Origin of the sequence: Solibaculum intestinale, from assembly GCF_040096205.1 — a bacterium.
Lineage (GTDB): Bacteria > Bacillota > Clostridia > Oscillospirales > Acutalibacteraceae > Solibaculum_A > Solibaculum_A intestinale.
In genome coordinates, this window is sequence record NZ_JBBMFD010000034.1 from 1 (window position 1) to 13,794 (window position 13,794).

Consider the following 13,794-nt stretch of genomic DNA (forward strand, 5'->3'; position numbering starts at 1 on the left):
CCGGGAACCAAATGGTTCCCGCCCTTCTTTCTGCTCTGAATGAGCGGCGGTATGCTAAAACTTTCCCCCTCCGCCGCCGTGACTGCGGCCGCTGCTGGCGGTATGGGTCGTGCTCCCGCCGGAGCCGCCCGAGGAGGGAGGCGGCGGCGGGGAATACCGCCGGTTGATGGTTTCATTGAGGAAAACATCCTCTTTGCAGGTAAGATGCAAGGCGCCGTTCTCCCGGAAGGGATACTGGTACGCCTTGCCGCGAAACCGGTACTTCGCCAGGACAATCAGGCAGACGACCACGCCCACGCCCAAGCCGATGGCTGCGTAAATCAAAAGGCGGCCCGGACTTATCGGATTGGGACGGGGTTCTTCCCCGCCGGCGGCATAACCGTGTATCCGGGTTACAAACAAATCCGCTGCGCCCGCATAATCCTGGGCGGACAGTCGGTCCTGCACCTGGGCGCGCAGGTCGTTTAAGCGCCGGTCTGTGACCACGTCGATCATGGCGCCCTGAGTATAAATGTAGTATTCCCGGTTGTCCATGTCAATCAGCAGCAACGCGCCGCGTTGATCGGCGCCGAAGCCGATCCCGTGGTCATAATAAAATTCGTCCGCATAGTCCTCCGCGGATTTGGAGTTGGAATCGGTGGTGACGACGGCCAGGTCCATGTCGATTTCGCCGCTGATTTCGGCGATGCGCTGCTCAAGGGTATCCACCTGGGACGAAGTCAAAAGCCTTGCATCGTCAAAGACCCGCTGTTGGCCGTCCGCTCCCAGAGCGGACACACAGGGAAGCAGGGCCAAGAGAAGCACCAGCAAAAGAGAAACGCGGAACATACGCTTCTTCATAGCAAAAACCCTCCCAGCAGCGCAAGCACAAACACCGGCACCGCCACCGCGGCCAGGAGAATGCCCAGCTTTGCATAAGAAATGGGCAGCTTTCCGCACACATTCCCGGTCTGCCCGTTGAGGGCGTAGTAATAAAGGTCCCCTTTCGCGCTGCGGTAGGTCAGGGTCCAAACCGGGAACAGCGCGTAACGCATGTGTGAATCGGTCAGGTGCAGGGAATTGGACACGGTCTGTACCGTGCTGTATCCCACGATGGTGTCCCGCATCAAAGCCTGCGCCCCTTCGCTGGCTTCTCTCTCCATCTCGGGCATCACCTGCGCGGCGTCAATGTCTCGCGCTTCTGCCTGAAACCCGGCGAGATACGGCAGGGAGAACACCTGCGTTTTCCCGATTTCAAAAGGCTGAACCCCTTCAATCAGCTGCCGGTTGGCCTTTTGAAGCGCGTTTTTCACCAGATTGTCAAACCGCACCGATCCCGCCCGGCGAACCGCGAAATACTGGGTTTTCGTGTACACGTAATCCCCCGACCGCCAGCTGCTTACCCGGGTGGCGTTGGCATGAAGCTCGCCTTCCACCTTGCAGTCCGCCAGCCAGTAAGGAAAATACACACCACGAAGCTCTTCCACCCGGCTCTCCCGCCGAAATGCGGTGGGAATAAACCATTTCTTTTTCAGCCATTTGGAGAAGCTCTCCTGGGCCTCTTCCTTTTCAATGGCAAAGGGAATCACCAGGTCCGGCTCCATCGCTCCTTCCAGCTTTCCCGACAGGATGACGGGATTGTGGCAGTAGTAACAGGTGGTGGCGGCGGTGGTTTCATCGGTGACGATCTGGGCGCCGCAGCTGGGGCAGGAATAGCAGACCGCGTGCCCTCCTTCTTCCTTGGGAGCGTTGGTCTCCGACTGGGTCTCTACGCCCGCCTTGCTGTCCAGCTCCTCCTTGGTAAAGGCGCTTTTGCAGAAGTCACAGTAGAAGCCCTGGGTACCGGGCGTAAACACAAGAGGCGCGTCGCAGTTGGGGCATTTATAGGTAACCGATGGCATAAAGGATCCTCCTTATGGATCGAAATGGCGGGAATTTACGCCCGGTCCTCCTCGTTGAAGGGGTCGCCGCATTCCGGGCAGAACTTGGGGAGCGGCTTGCCGGGATCCGGCTCGTAGCCGCACTTATCGCAGCGGAATTTCCCGCCCACCGGGCGGGGCTTGCCGCATTCCGAGCAGAACTTCCCTGTGTTTTTCACGCCGCAGGCGCATACCCATTCGTCCCGTTGCGGTTTCGGCTTGCCGCACTGGGAGCAGAATTTCCCCGTATTTTTCGCCCCGCAGGAACAGGTCCATCCGTCGCCCGCCGTTTCCTTGGCCGCCTGCTGCTGGGCGGCCTGCTGGGCCTGCATCTGCTGCAGGTTCGTCTGGGACGCGGCGCCCATAAAGCCGCCGGCCCCCTGCATGCCCACACCCATGCCCATAAAACCCGCCATGCTTCCGTTGGCGTTGGAGCCGGCCGCCTCCAGGCCCCGGGCAATGGAACCCTGGACGTAGCCCTCGCGCACGGTAGGGTCGCCCAGCATGGCGCCCTGGTTTCGCATGTTGATAAGCTTCTGGGACTCCTCGTCATAGGAAATGCTGGCGATGCCCACTGACTGGATCTCCATTCCGCGCATGCGGTTCCAGTCCTCGTCGAGAATGGCGGACATGTACTTGCTCAGCTCCCGACCCTTGGAGGAAACAAAGGAAATACGCACCCCGTCCACCGACATCTGGTTGATGGCGGACTGGAGGGCCTCCAAAAATTCGGCAAGATACTGCTCGTTGATGTCGTCGATTTTCACCCGATCCTTGCTGCGGGGGATGGCCTCAGCGTAAAATTGCAGCGGGTCGGTGATTTTAATGGAATAGGTGCCGTGGGCCCGCAGGAAAAGCTCCGCGTTATAGAACGTATCGAAGTAATTGATGGGCGAACGGGTCCCGAACCGGATGCCCTTGATTTCCTGAAGGTTGATGTAATAGACCTTCTGTGCAGTGGGGTTGACGCCGCCAAAGCGGATGCGGTCAAAGGAATCCTTGAGCGCGTCCCCAAACGAACCGCTGAACAAAGAGGGCATGGAGGAATTGTCCACCTGGTAATAGCCTTCCTCGGCGGTGAAATCCACCACCTTGCCCCCGTCCACCAGCAGCATGAACTGATTGGGGTAGACGTGCACAATGGAGCCGTTGGAGACGGTGTCCGCCGTACCTTTGCGGTTTTGTCCCCGCTTGTCGTTTCTGCGCACCGTGACCCCGCGGGTAAAGACGGTGGAATCGTCCATTTCGTCCGGCTCGAGCACCTCCAGCCACTGGTCGGCCAGCGCGCCGCCCACGGCATGCATTGCCGCTTTGATAATACCCATCTGATCTGTCCTCCGTTTCTGTCTTTCCGGTTTCATGCAGCCGGCCCCTGTGTGTCCTTCCAATCGCGGTGCCGGTTTTGTATAGATAAATGTATTATACTCTATTTACCCTTTCTTCGTAAAGCTTTTTACAATATAATTCCAATTTCTACCTATGCAAATCCATGGAAATTTTCTGTTGACAAATCTATCTGTTATATATATAATTACAGATAGAAACTGAAACAATAAAAATTACAGTATGGCTTTTTTCTGTTTCGATCGGAAAACCGGTAAATCGAACTCCAAGGAGGTCCTGTTGTGAACAGCGATTTCTGCGTGGCGGTCCATGCTCTGGTCTTTCTCAATCACAAGGCTTCCACCCTGTCCAGCGAGACCCTGGCGCAAAACATCTGCACCCATCCCGCCCGGGTAAGGCGGGTGATGGCCCGGCTAAAAAAGGCAGGGCTGGTACACACCAAAGAAGGAGTGGACGGAGGCTATCAGTTTCCCCTTTCCCCGGGCGACGTTACCCTGCGGCAGGTGGCCGACGCGCTGGACCTCTCCTTTGTCAGCGCTTCCTGGCGCAGCGGGGATGCCGACAGGGAATGCTTGGTGGCCTCGGGGATGGGAGGAATTATGGACGACATTTTCGCAAGGCTGGATGCGCAGTGCAGGGAAACGCTAGAGGAAATCACCATCGGCGACATTGACCGGCGCATTTTTCACCGGGAGGACCCTCCTTCAATGGGAAAGCGGCCCGTGCGATGACCCTGCCGGCCTTTTTGCAAACGTCACATGCTGCATCCCCCATTACGGTCCGACGGCGGCCGTCCAAACGGCATTTTGTCCGGTTGGAGCGGCAGTGCCTTATCCATTCGACCACATAACATAGAATTTAGGAGGTTTTTTGTATGGCAGTTTTGGAACTGACGACGGCAAATTTCGACAAAGAGGCCTTAGAGGCCAAGGAAACGGTTCTCATTGACTTCTGGGCGGCCTGGTGCGTCCCCTGCCAGATGCTCTCTCCCACGGTGGACGAAATCGCCGGGGAAGGGCGGCCGGGGCTGAAGGTCTGCAAGGTCAACATCGACGAGCAGCCGGCACTGGCGGACCGATTCGGCGTCATGAGCATTCCCACTCTGGTGGTGCTCAAAAACGGCGAAACGGTGGCTTCCAGTGTAGGAGTTCGTCCCAAAAGCGCGATTTTGCAGCTGCTCGAAAACGCATAAGAATGATGCTCCAACAGCTCCGCGGCGGCGTTTGGCCACGCGGGGCTGTTACTTTTTTCACAATAGTTGACAACTCAACTATCTAGCGCTATACTCTAAATAGTTGATCGCTCAATTGATTGGAGGAACTCTGCATGCCTTCGTCCACTTATTTTTTCACCAAGTTTACGTCCATCATTTACCGCCTGGGCAACCGGTATTACGACCGGGAGCTGGCCCGCTACCAGATCGGGTGCGGCCAGCAGTTTTTTTTGCTGCGCATTTATGAAAACGAAGGCATCAGCATGTACGATCTGGCCAAGACCGGGTATTACGACAAGGGGACGGTAACCCGGGCGATCCAGAAGCTGGAGGAGCTCTCCCTCATCCGCTGCCAGGTGGACGAAGCCGACCGGCGCATCCGGCATTTGTACACCACGCCGGCGGCCCAGCCGATTGTGGAGAACCTTTACGAGACCCGGCAAAAATGGAATCGGATCTTGACTGCCGGCATGACCGGGCAGGAGGCGGACGAAGCCCAGCGGCTGCTGGGGAAAATGGCGGGGAACGCCTACAACTATATCTATGGTCAGGAGGAGAACGCCCATGAATGAACCTGCAGTCCAGCAAGGAGGGAATCCGTTGGGATACCGGCCGGTAGGAAAGCTGCTGCTTTCCTTTTCGGTGCCGTCCATCATATCCTGTCTGGTGAACTCCATTTACAACATCGTCGATCAGATTTTCATCGGCCAGGGGGTTGGTTACCTGGGGAACGCCGCGACCACCGTGGCTTTCCCGGTAATGACCATCGTCATGGCCTTTGCCACCCTGATCGGTTCGGGCGGCAGTGCATACGCCGCTATCAAGCTGGGTGAGAAGCAGGACGGCGAAGCAAAGCTCGCTTTGAATAACCTGCTGACCTTGTCGGTGATAGTGGGAGCAGGGATTATGGTTCTGGGGCTTGTTTTTTTAGAGCCGCTCCTTTCCCTGTTCGGCGCTACCGGCGCGGTAATGCCCTATGCGAAGGACTATACCTCCATTATTCTGCTGGGCGTCCCATTCAGCATCCTGGGCGTCTCTCTTTCCAACATGGCCCGCACCGACGGCAGTCCCCGGCTGTCCATGTACGGCATTTTAATCGGCGCGGTGCTCAACACCATCTTGGATCCCATCTATATCTTTACCCTGGGCTGGGGGGTAAAAGGAGCGGCGCTGGCCACCATCACCTCTCAGATTCTTTCTGCCGTCATCCTACTGCTCTATTTCTGGAAGCGGGGTCATATGCGCTTTGACCGCCAGGCGATGAAACCGGTGGGCCGGGTGGTAGGGAAAACGGTGACGCTGGGCGCTTCCGCCGGCATTACCCAGGTGGTGGCCTGTATCATGCAGGTGGTTATGAACAATTCCCTGGTGTATTACGGGAACTTAAGCGCGGTAGGCGGCGAGGTGGCACTGAGCGCCATGGGGATCGTCATGAAGATTGCCATGATTCTCGGCTCGGTGTGCATCGGCATCGGGGTCGGAGCCCAGCCCATCCTGGGCTTCAACTACGGGGCGCAGCACAACGTGCGCATTCGCAGGACCTATTTGATGGCGGTGGTTTGGGCCACCGTTGCCATCCTGGCAGGCTGGGTTTTCTGCCAGACCTGCCCGAATCTGATTTTGCAGCTCTTCGGCGGCGGCAGCGATACCTTCAACGCCTTTGCCGTACGCTGTATGCGGATCTTTCTGGGCGGAATTTTCTGCGCGGGATTCCAGATCGTATCCACCAACTATTTTCAGGCAACCGGGCAGCCGTTCAAGGCGTCGGTTCTCTCCATGCTGCGCCAGCTGCTGCTCTTGATTCCGCTGCTCTTAATTCTACCCTTGTTCTTCGGTCTAGACGGGGTGCTCTACGCCGGGCCGGCGGCGGACATTGGATCTGCGGTCATCGTGTTTTTGTTTGTGGTGCCGGAAATGAAGAAGCTGGGCCGGCGCATCGAGCTCGAACAAAAGAAGGAAGTCCCTGTGGAGGCGAAAACACAGGAACTGGCGGAGCAAAATGGATAACACCATGGAAAAAGGACCGGGACGGTTTAGAAAGATACCGTCCCGGTCCTTTCGATTGCAAACGAAAGCCGCGGCCTTTTCCCTGCCCAGTGAAGAATCGCTTTGGTCCGCAGGGCCTGCGTCGTCCGCTGCGCGACCCCGGTTTGGCTTGCGGCAGGTTCTTTGGGGTATGGCGCCAAAAGGCCTTTCCGTCCTTTTTTGTTTTTCCCGGTGAAAACAGGCACACTTTTTTCTCCTTTGGCATAGCCTGAAAGGGACCATGCCGGGCGTCTTTCCCGCTCCGGTATCCATCCCCGCGACAAATGGGAGGCTTGCCGATGATTACCGTCAGCTTATGCATGATCGTCAAAAACGAAGAGGACGTTTTGGCGCGCTGTCTGGAAAGCGCCAAGCCGGTGGCGGATGAAATCATCATCGTGGACACCGGTTCCACCGACCGCACCCGGGAAATCGCCCGGGAATTTACCGACAACGTGTGCGAATTCCCCTGGATCGACGACTTTGCCGCCGCCCGCAACTTTTCCTTTTCCAAGGCGACCATGGAGTACTGCATGTGGCTGGACGCCGACGACATCCTGCTGCCCGCCGACCGGGACGCCTTTCTCACGCTCAAGGAAACCCTCCCCCCTCAGACCGACCTGGTCATGATGAAGTATCATACCGGGTTTGACCAGGCGGGGAAACCCACCTTCTCTTATTACCGGGAGCGGCTGCTGCGCAACCACGCCGGATACCGGTGGGAAGGGGCGGTCCACGAGGTCATCCCGCCCAGCGGCAACCTACTCTATTCCGATATTGCCGTTACCCACCGAAAGACCCGGCCCAGCGACCCGGATCGAAACCTGCGGATATTCGAAAAGCTTGTCAAGGACGGAGTCTCCCTGGACCCACGCCAGCAATTCTATTTTGCCCGGGAGCTTCTCTACCATGAGCGGTACGAAGAGGCGGCGGCGCGGCTGACCCGGTTTCTCGACGAAGGGCTGGGCTGGGTAGAAAACCAGATTGAAGGCTGCAAGCAGCTTTCCTTGTGTTACTACGCCTTAGGGCAGCCGGATGCAGCCCTGCAGGCCCTCCTTCGCAGCTTTGCCTACGACGAGCCGCGGGCGGAGCTTTGCTGCGACATTGGCAAGCATTTTCTGGACCGGGAACGATACCAGCCCGCCATTTTCTGGTATACCCTTGCCGCCAGCCGGACCCGCAACGACACGTCGGGAGGCTTCGTCCAACCCGACTGCTACGACTACATCCCCTACTTGCAGCTATGCGTTTGTCTGGACCGGATGGGAAACTACCAAGCCGCCTGCGCCTACAACGAAAAGGCCGCCGCCTGCAAGCCCGATTCCGCCGCATGCCTTGCAAACCGCCGCTATTTCGCCGAAACACGGCACTTATCCGGCTGTGATGCCGCCTCCATCCAGGCGTGAACGCGGTTTCTTGCTTTTTCTTATAACGTTCCCTAACACCCGGAACTTTTCCGGTTTTCACTCCCGCCGGCAAGAAAAAGGCCCGCTGCATTAATGCAACGGGCCTTCGTTTTGATTTTTTATTTCTCGACGGCAGCCTTATTCATACGGTAAACCGTGTACCCGTCGCTCTGGTTGACAAAGTAAACATAGTCGCCGTTCACCACCGGGGAAACGCCGTTATACTCGGTAATCTTCTTCGCATTGGAGCCGTCCAGGTTGATGCGGAAAAGCGCCTGAGACTGGCTGCGGTTAAGGGAAGCAATGATATAATTGTCCATAATGCAGAAGGAATGGATGTTGCCCTCGTAAACAAGGGTGCCCGTCGACTCTTCGGCGCCCGCGTTTCTCTTGTAAATGCCCGACTTGGTGGCGCCCTGTTCAAACTCAGTCATGAAGTAATACACCATGCCGTCCGGGCCGGTAACGTCGTCCACATAGTAGTCGATCAGCTGGCGGTTGTTGTCCACCTTGCCGGTACCGTCGGTATTCATGGTATAATATTTGCCGCCGGACTCGATGTTGGTCGCATAATCCAGCTTGCCGCTTTCATTGAGCCGCATCCAGCTCACCTTGTCGTCAGTCAGCTTCTCTTCGCCGGAGCCGTCGTGCTTAACCCGGTAAATGTGCTCGTCGCTGTCGCTGATGTAATAGATATAATCGTTATCCACCGCCACATACAAGGTGGAAACCGGCAGCACCTTCTCAATGGTGGGATTGATGGTGGGCTGGCCTTCGTCCTCGGGGGCTACGATGATTTCGCCGGAGATTTCTCCGCCGCCGGCAATGCCGCCGCTATTGGGGGTATCCTGTCCGCCCGAGGCCGTCCCGTCGCCCGTGCCCGAGTTGCCCGAAGCCGTCCCGTCACCTGTGCCGTCCCCGGTCCCCGACGAATTGGAAGTGGCGCTGTTCAAAACCCCGGACCCATCCGTTCCAGAGCCGCCCGATTCTGTATTACATGCCGTCAAAACTGCGGTGGCCATCGCGAGGACACACAGCAATGTGAGTACTTTTTTCATGTTATTTTTTCCTCCTTGAACGCGTTTTTTCATTCTCCCCGGTGGGATTACTACGGCATTATAGCATGACAAAGTGAACAAAACAAGTCATAAAACCTGGTTGATTTATTAACATTCTATAAACGATAACCGGATTTTTTCCCAATTCTCTGGATAATCCGGTCTCTTGTTCCCTTTGCCCGGATCACGCCGCGCACCAGCGCGTAAGCCGCGCCGATTCGCCCCTTTTGCAACAATTTTGCCTGTTTACGGGTAATCCCCGTACCGGGCAGCCGTCCGGCGTGCTCGAGAGCGTCCTGCACCCGGCCGTCCAGCGCTACCGCCCAAAAGAGGGCCTTGCGGTTGGGGTTGCGGTCGTTGACCGCCACCCCGTCGAGCAGAATCAGCGCCGCGCGCACCAGCTTATCCCACACCAGCTGCCGGTTTTGTGGCGTATCCACATCCCAGTCGTACAGCTTGTCAAACAGGCCGAACTGGATGTCCATCGACGCGCGGACATGCCGCTCGTCCATGCGCCGCACCGCGCTTTTGGGATTGAGCAGATACCGGTACAGGGGCTTTTGCAGAAACTGGGCGGAGGAGGCGGCGGCGAACACATCGCAGACAAAGGCGAAGTCCTCATCGAGCGCCATTCCCTCCGGGAACCGAATGCCGTTTTCCTGCAAAAGCCGGGTCTCATAAAAATTGTTCCAGCAGGCGTTGAGGCTCCAGCCGGACAAAAGCAGGGGCAACACGGTTTGGCGGATTTCCTCCCGTGCAAGCACCCCTTCGGCGTTCACCGGGGAAGGCACTACCTGAGACAGCGCCCCCTTTTGCCGGATATAAGCAAAATGGATCACCTGAGCGCCGCCCTTTGCGGCGAGCAGCAGAGTTTCCACCGCGTCCTTGCACAGCCGGTCGTCCGCGTCCACAAAGAGAAGGTACCTTCCCTTCGCCGCGTCGATGCCTGCGTTGCGCGCGGCACTGACCCCCCGGTTCTCCTGGGAAAGCAGGCGCACCCGCGGGTCTCTTTGCACATACCCGGCGGCAATCTCAGGGACCCGGTCCGGCGACCCGTCGTTGATAAGAAGCAGCTCAAAGTCCGGGCAGGTCTGGGCAAGGACTGAGTCCACACAGCGCTCCAGCGTGTCCTCACAGCGGTACATGGGGACAACGATGCTGACCTTCGGCGTTTTCTGCTCCATAGCGGTCAGCCCTGTACTTCTTCTTGGAGGCAGGCGCTGTCGATTTCCTCATACTGCGCCACAAACGGATAAAGCTTGCCGGCGATGTGTTTGACCCCGCCCTGGGCGTTGGACTCGATGTTCAGCGGGATAATGGGGTCATGGAGGGACAGGCGCAGCAAAAACCAGCCGTCCCCGTCTCCCTGGGCGAACTTCACCCGGATGCCTTCGTAGTTGTTCGGTTCCACTTGCCAGCCCGGCTGCTTTGCGGCATATTCCTTGAGCGCTTCAATCAGCCGGTTGCCGTATTCCTTAAAGTCCTCCGCCAGGATTTTCATGCGGTATTCCTTGGCTTCCAGAGGCTCCTGAAGGTCGGCGATGAGCTCGTCAATGGTCTTGCCTTCCTTTTTGAGCCGGGCCATCTGCACAAGGATTTTGGCGATTAAGTAAGCCCCGTCGTCCAAAAAATAATTTTCCTTAAGCGCTCCGTGGCCGGAGGTCTCGATGGCCACCTGACAGTCGGTCCCCTCTCTGTTCAAGCGGATGGCTTCGTTGATGACGTTTTTATAGCCGCGCTTAAACCGGTGATGGATGCCGCCTTTCTCTTCAATGAAGGTTTTCAGGCCGCTGGAGGTAATCGAGTCGGTCACAATGGCCGTACCCGGGTGCTCATGGAGCAGGATGGCGGAAATCAGGGCGATGATGCGGTTGCGGTTGATTTCCCGGCCGTTTTTGTCCACAGCGCCCGCCCGGTCCACGTCGGTATCGAAGATGATGCCCAGGTCCGCGTGATTGGCCAAAACCGCCCCGCGGATGGACTCCATGGCCGTTTTGTCTTCCGGGTTTGGGATGTGGTTGGGGAAGGAGCCGTCCGGCTCCAAAAACTGGCTGCCGGAGGCGTCGGCTCCCAGGGGAGCGAGCACCTTGTCCACAAAAAAGCCGCCGCCGCCGTTACCGGCGTCCACAACGATGTGAAAGCCTTCCAGGGGCTTCTCGCTGCCGGAGGCCGCCCGGATTTTCTCCACCAGGCCTTTCGCGTACACGGAGATAAAGTCGCAGGCGTCCATTTTGCCGGGGGTTTGAGGCGTTAAAAAGTCCCCGGCTTCGGCCAGCGCGAGGATTTCGGCAATGTCCGACTTTTCCAGCCCCCCGGACGCGACAAAGAACTTCATACCGTTGCGGTTAAAGGGCAGATGGCTGGCGGTAATCATGATCGACCCGTCAAAGGAGAAGCCGTCGGTTACCAGTGTCATAAACATGGCGGGGGTGGACGCCAGGCCGCAGTCAGTCACCGAAACGCCGGCGGTGCACAGGCCCTTGGCCGCTGCCGCCAGCAGAGCGGGCCCGGAAATGCGGGAATCCCGGCCGATGGCCACCTTTAACTGTCCGGCGTCCTTGCCGGTTTTCTTGGAAAGCCAGGCGCCGAAGGCCTTGGCAATGGTGGTAACCGCTTCCTCGGTCAGGTTGACCGGCTGGCCCTCGATCCCCTCCAGGGCGACACCGCGAATGTCGCTGCCGTTTTGCAGCTTTTTGAATGCAATTGCTGCCATGTTTGTTTCCTCCTTCAAGACGATCCGCAACGATGCGTCCGATCTTTAGCAATATACCTAAGATTATAGCAGGGTTTTCCGTCTTCTTCAAGCAGAATAGATATCTCCCCCTGCTTTTCGGCCGGCTTTGTGTTACTGGACACGCCGCCGATGCAAAAAGAGCCGGTGCTATGGCACCGGCTCTTTCAATATTAAGATTGCGCTTCGTGGGGCTGTCGCTTCTGTTTACCGCCGGCGACGGCCTTGAGCAGCTCGTCGGACACGGGGCTTCCCTTCCCTTTTATGGAGGCTTCCACCAGGGATGAAATAATGGCGTCGTAAGCGTCGTCCCGCTTCTTCTCACTCATGCGCTCCACCAACTCTACCGCGCTCATCAGCTTTGCGTCTCCCAGCACCTGCTGGTAATACCGGTTGACCTGCCGGGCGGTTTTCAGCCGCATCCAGTAAAACAGCACCGCCGCCAGCTCCATCACCAGCCCGCAGGCCATCGAACAGATCCCCACGGTCAGCCCGTCGGGCCCAATCACCGACCAGATGACCCCGAAGGCCAGAAAGCAGATCCCGCAGAAGCAGGAAATAGCGGCCATGAGCATGATGTCCTTGGCCTGCTTGCGGTTTTGCTCGTAAAACTCCTTGATATCCTCCACGTTCGCCAGCAGGTCGGCAAAAACGGAAGGGCCGGTTCCCTGGGGCTCGGACGGCTGCGTCTCCTCGTCGAGCACCCGGTAGGAATATTCCTCCTGGGACAGGGTAATGCTGTTGTCATAGGTATCCACGCCCATATAATCCACATCGTCCTGTTCGCTGTGGTGGGTGAGCACCGGCGGGTTCATCTGCACATCGTTGATGCGCCTTCCCCTGCTGTCGGCGGAGGCGCGGGTCAGAATCCGGATAAAGGCCGCAAGGGCGACCACGGCTACCAGCACCGGCAGGGCAATAGCCAAAACATTCGCGACGGAATCAAACATGTTTCATTTCCCCTATTCCAGCCGGGTTTCTCAAAACTCGGCGCACATTTTCATTTTTTCTATCTTAGCATAGATTTTGCCAATTTGGAAAGGGAAAAAACCAATTTTTTTGCATTCTCGCCGTCTTGCCGTAATTCCGACTTTTCTCTCGTCTTATTTACAGACACTCCTTGTATCTAAATTGAAAATTATACGGAAAACGACTTGCGGTACAAAGGAAAATACGGTATGATAAAATTAATTTTTCTCATTCTTTCGGCCATGAGGGCTCGTCCGGGTTTCTTTATAGCCAAGGATGTATTCTTTTCGATTGAGGTGATCGGTGTTTGGATGGTATCGTAGAGAACCTAATCCAATTTTTAGACCAGTATCTGTCCAGGGAGCTTGTGGTGTTCGTCATCTCCCTGATGCCGATTTTGGAGCTGCGGGGCGGGCTGCTGGCTGCCTATTTGCTGCAAATTCCCTGGCAAAGCGCATTTTTGATCTGCTTTCTTGCAAACATCATCCCTGTTCCCTTCATCCTGGTTTTCGGGCGTAAAATCATCAATTGGATGAAATCGACCAAATTGTTTCACAAGCTGGGGCATAAGTTCGAAGACCGAGCGAAGAAAAAAAGCCAGGCAAAATCCATGCAGAAGTACAAAATGCTGGGCCTGTTTTTGTTCGTGGCCATCCCCCTGCCGGGGACCGGCGCCTGGACCGGGTCGCTGGTGGCGGCGATTCTGGACATGCGTTTGAAAAACGCGCTGCCGGTGGTGGCGGCCGGGGTCCTGGTGGCCGGGTTTATTATGACTCTGCTCAGCTATGGACTTCTCCAGTCCATTGGAATCGGATAAACGAAAGGACGGCGTTTTAAAAAACGCCGTCCTTTTCTCTCATGTGGATTTGGAGCCGGAGCGCACGCCCGGCTCCTTTTGTTGTTTGCCGATGAGACTAGCAGCCGCAGCCGCAACCGCAGCCGTCATTATTGCCGTAGGTGCCGTTGTTGCCGAAGAACAGCAGGATGATGATCAGAATGATGATCCAGGAACAGCCACCAAAGCCGAAATTGTTACCACAACACATGAGCGTTTCCTCCTTGTCCGTACGTGATCAAAAGCGCTTAAGGCGCATGAGTTTGGAAAAATCTTTGGCGCCGGGGGGGGGGGGGGGGGGGGGGGGGGGGGGGG

14 protein-coding genes are annotated in these 13,794 nt (G+C 57.0%); 6 read left to right on the forward strand and 8 right to left on the reverse strand.

Annotated elements, in window-relative coordinates:
- Positions 1 to 54 precede the first annotated feature (54 nt).
- The 3 genes from WMO26_RS12570 to WMO26_RS12580 are packed head-to-tail and all read right to left on the reverse strand — an operon-like array spanning position 55 to position 3,223.
- Positions 55 to 840 carry a TPM domain-containing protein gene (locus tag WMO26_RS12570; RefSeq protein ID WP_349220893.1) on the reverse strand — a complete coding sequence of 262 codons (786 nt, stop codon included), beginning with the start codon at positions 838 to 840 and terminating at the stop codon, positions 55 to 57.
- Positions 837 to 1,880, reverse strand: a complete 1,044-nt coding sequence (locus tag WMO26_RS12575) for a TFIIB-type zinc ribbon-containing protein (protein WP_349220894.1) — start codon at positions 1,878 to 1,880, stop codon at positions 837 to 839. Before WMO26_RS12575 ends, WMO26_RS12570 begins: the two co-directional genes overlap by 4 nt.
- 35 nt (positions 1,881 to 1,915) lie before the next feature.
- Positions 1,916 to 3,223 carry an SPFH domain-containing protein gene (locus WMO26_RS12580; RefSeq protein WP_349220895.1) on the reverse strand — a complete coding sequence of 436 codons (1,308 nt, stop codon included), beginning with the start codon at positions 3,221 to 3,223 and terminating at the stop codon, positions 1,916 to 1,918.
- Between the two features lie 300 nt (positions 3,224 to 3,523).
- On the opposite strand from WMO26_RS12580, the gene WMO26_RS12585 reads away from it, so the two are divergent.
- The 5 genes from WMO26_RS12585 (at position 3,524) to WMO26_RS12605 (ending at position 7,886) form a co-directional block, all read left to right on the forward strand.
- Positions 3,524 to 3,973, forward strand: a complete 450-nt coding sequence (locus WMO26_RS12585) for an RrF2 family transcriptional regulator (RefSeq protein ID WP_349220897.1) — start codon at positions 3,524 to 3,526, stop codon at positions 3,971 to 3,973.
- Positions 3,974 to 4,116: 143 nt separating this feature from the next.
- Entirely contained in the window at positions 4,117 to 4,434 is a 318-nt protein-coding gene (gene trxA, locus WMO26_RS12590; RefSeq protein ID WP_349220899.1) for a thioredoxin, read from the forward strand.
- Between the two features lie 134 nt (positions 4,435 to 4,568).
- Complete coding sequence (locus WMO26_RS12595) at positions 4,569 to 5,027, forward strand: MarR family winged helix-turn-helix transcriptional regulator (RefSeq protein ID WP_349220901.1); 459 nt, start codon at positions 4,569 to 4,571, stop codon at positions 5,025 to 5,027.
- The gene (locus WMO26_RS12600) at positions 5,020 to 6,462 is read left to right on the forward strand and encodes an MATE family efflux transporter (RefSeq protein WP_349220903.1); all 1,443 of its coding nucleotides are present in this window, start codon (positions 5,020 to 5,022) and stop codon (positions 6,460 to 6,462) included. Before WMO26_RS12595 ends, WMO26_RS12600 begins: the two co-directional genes overlap by 8 nt.
- Positions 6,463 to 6,779: 317 nt before the next feature.
- On the forward strand, positions 6,780 to 7,886 hold the full coding sequence (locus WMO26_RS12605; RefSeq protein WP_349220905.1) for a glycosyltransferase: 1,107 nt from the start codon (positions 6,780 to 6,782) through the stop codon (positions 7,884 to 7,886).
- A gap of 119 nt (positions 7,887 to 8,005) precedes the next feature.
- Here the strand turns inward: WMO26_RS12605 and WMO26_RS12610 are convergent, their stop codons facing one another.
- The 4 genes from WMO26_RS12610 to WMO26_RS12625 form a co-directional block, all read right to left on the reverse strand.
- Positions 8,006 to 8,944, reverse strand: coding sequence for a DUF5050 domain-containing protein (locus WMO26_RS12610; RefSeq protein ID WP_349220907.1), 939 nt, complete (start codon positions 8,942 to 8,944; stop codon positions 8,006 to 8,008).
- A 116-nt stretch (positions 8,945 to 9,060) separates the two neighbouring features.
- Positions 9,061 to 10,128, reverse strand: coding sequence for a glycosyltransferase (locus WMO26_RS12615; RefSeq protein WP_349220909.1), 1,068 nt, complete (start codon positions 10,126 to 10,128; stop codon positions 9,061 to 9,063).
- A gap of 5 nt (positions 10,129 to 10,133) precedes the next feature.
- Positions 10,134 to 11,657, reverse strand: coding sequence for a phosphomannomutase/phosphoglucomutase (locus WMO26_RS12620; RefSeq protein WP_349220910.1), 1,524 nt, complete (start codon positions 11,655 to 11,657; stop codon positions 10,134 to 10,136).
- Positions 11,658 to 11,848: 191 nt separating this feature from the next.
- On the reverse strand, positions 11,849 to 12,625 hold the full coding sequence (locus WMO26_RS12625) for a TRADD-N-associated membrane domain-containing protein (protein WP_349220912.1): 777 nt from the start codon (positions 12,623 to 12,625) through the stop codon (positions 11,849 to 11,851).
- Positions 12,626 to 12,951: 326 nt separating this feature from the next.
- On the opposite strand from WMO26_RS12625, the gene WMO26_RS12630 reads away from it, so the two are divergent.
- Positions 12,952 to 13,461 (forward strand): COG2426 family protein, encoded by a 510-nt coding sequence (locus WMO26_RS12630; protein ID WP_349220914.1) that lies wholly within the window; start codon positions 12,952 to 12,954, stop codon positions 13,459 to 13,461.
- A 97-nt stretch (positions 13,462 to 13,558) separates the two neighbouring features.
- On the opposite strand, the gene WMO26_RS12635 is transcribed toward WMO26_RS12630, so the two are convergent.
- A complete protein-coding gene (locus tag WMO26_RS12635) occupies positions 13,559 to 13,690 on the reverse strand; it encodes a hypothetical protein (protein ID WP_349220916.1) in 132 nt (43 codons plus the stop codon).
- Between the last annotated feature and the right edge of the window lie 104 nt (positions 13,691 to 13,794).

Coding starts and splice junctions, on each gene's coding strand:
- WMO26_RS12570 (WP_349220893.1), bottom strand. CDS start 840: ATGAAGAAGCGTATGTTCCGCGTTTCTCTTTTGCTGGTGCTTCTCTTG.
- WMO26_RS12575 (WP_349220894.1), bottom strand. CDS start 1,880: ATGCCATCGGTTACCTATAAATGCCCCAACTGCGACGCGCCTCTTGTG.
- WMO26_RS12580 (WP_349220895.1), bottom strand. CDS start 3,223: ATGGGTATTATCAAAGCGGCAATGCATGCCGTGGGCGGCGCGCTGGCC.
- trxA (WP_349220899.1), top strand. CDS start 4,117: ATGGCAGTTTTGGAACTGACGACGGCAAATTTCGACAAAGAGGCCTTA.
- WMO26_RS12595 (WP_349220901.1), top strand. CDS start 4,569: ATGCCTTCGTCCACTTATTTTTTCACCAAGTTTACGTCCATCATTTAC.
- WMO26_RS12600 (WP_349220903.1), top strand. CDS start 5,020: ATGAATGAACCTGCAGTCCAGCAAGGAGGGAATCCGTTGGGATACCGG.
- WMO26_RS12605 (WP_349220905.1), top strand. CDS start 6,780: ATGATTACCGTCAGCTTATGCATGATCGTCAAAAACGAAGAGGACGTT.
- WMO26_RS12610 (WP_349220907.1), bottom strand. CDS start 8,944: ATGAAAAAAGTACTCACATTGCTGTGTGTCCTCGCGATGGCCACCGCA.
- WMO26_RS12615 (WP_349220909.1), bottom strand. CDS start 10,128: ATGGAGCAGAAAACGCCGAAGGTCAGCATCGTTGTCCCCATGTACCGC.
- WMO26_RS12620 (WP_349220910.1), bottom strand. CDS start 11,657: ATGGCAGCAATTGCATTCAAAAAGCTGCAAAACGGCAGCGACATTCGC.
- WMO26_RS12625 (WP_349220912.1), bottom strand. CDS start 12,625: ATGTTTGATTCCGTCGCGAATGTTTTGGCTATTGCCCTGCCGGTGCTG.
- WMO26_RS12635 (WP_349220916.1), bottom strand. CDS start 13,690: ATGTGTTGTGGTAACAATTTCGGCTTTGGTGGCTGTTCCTGGATCATC.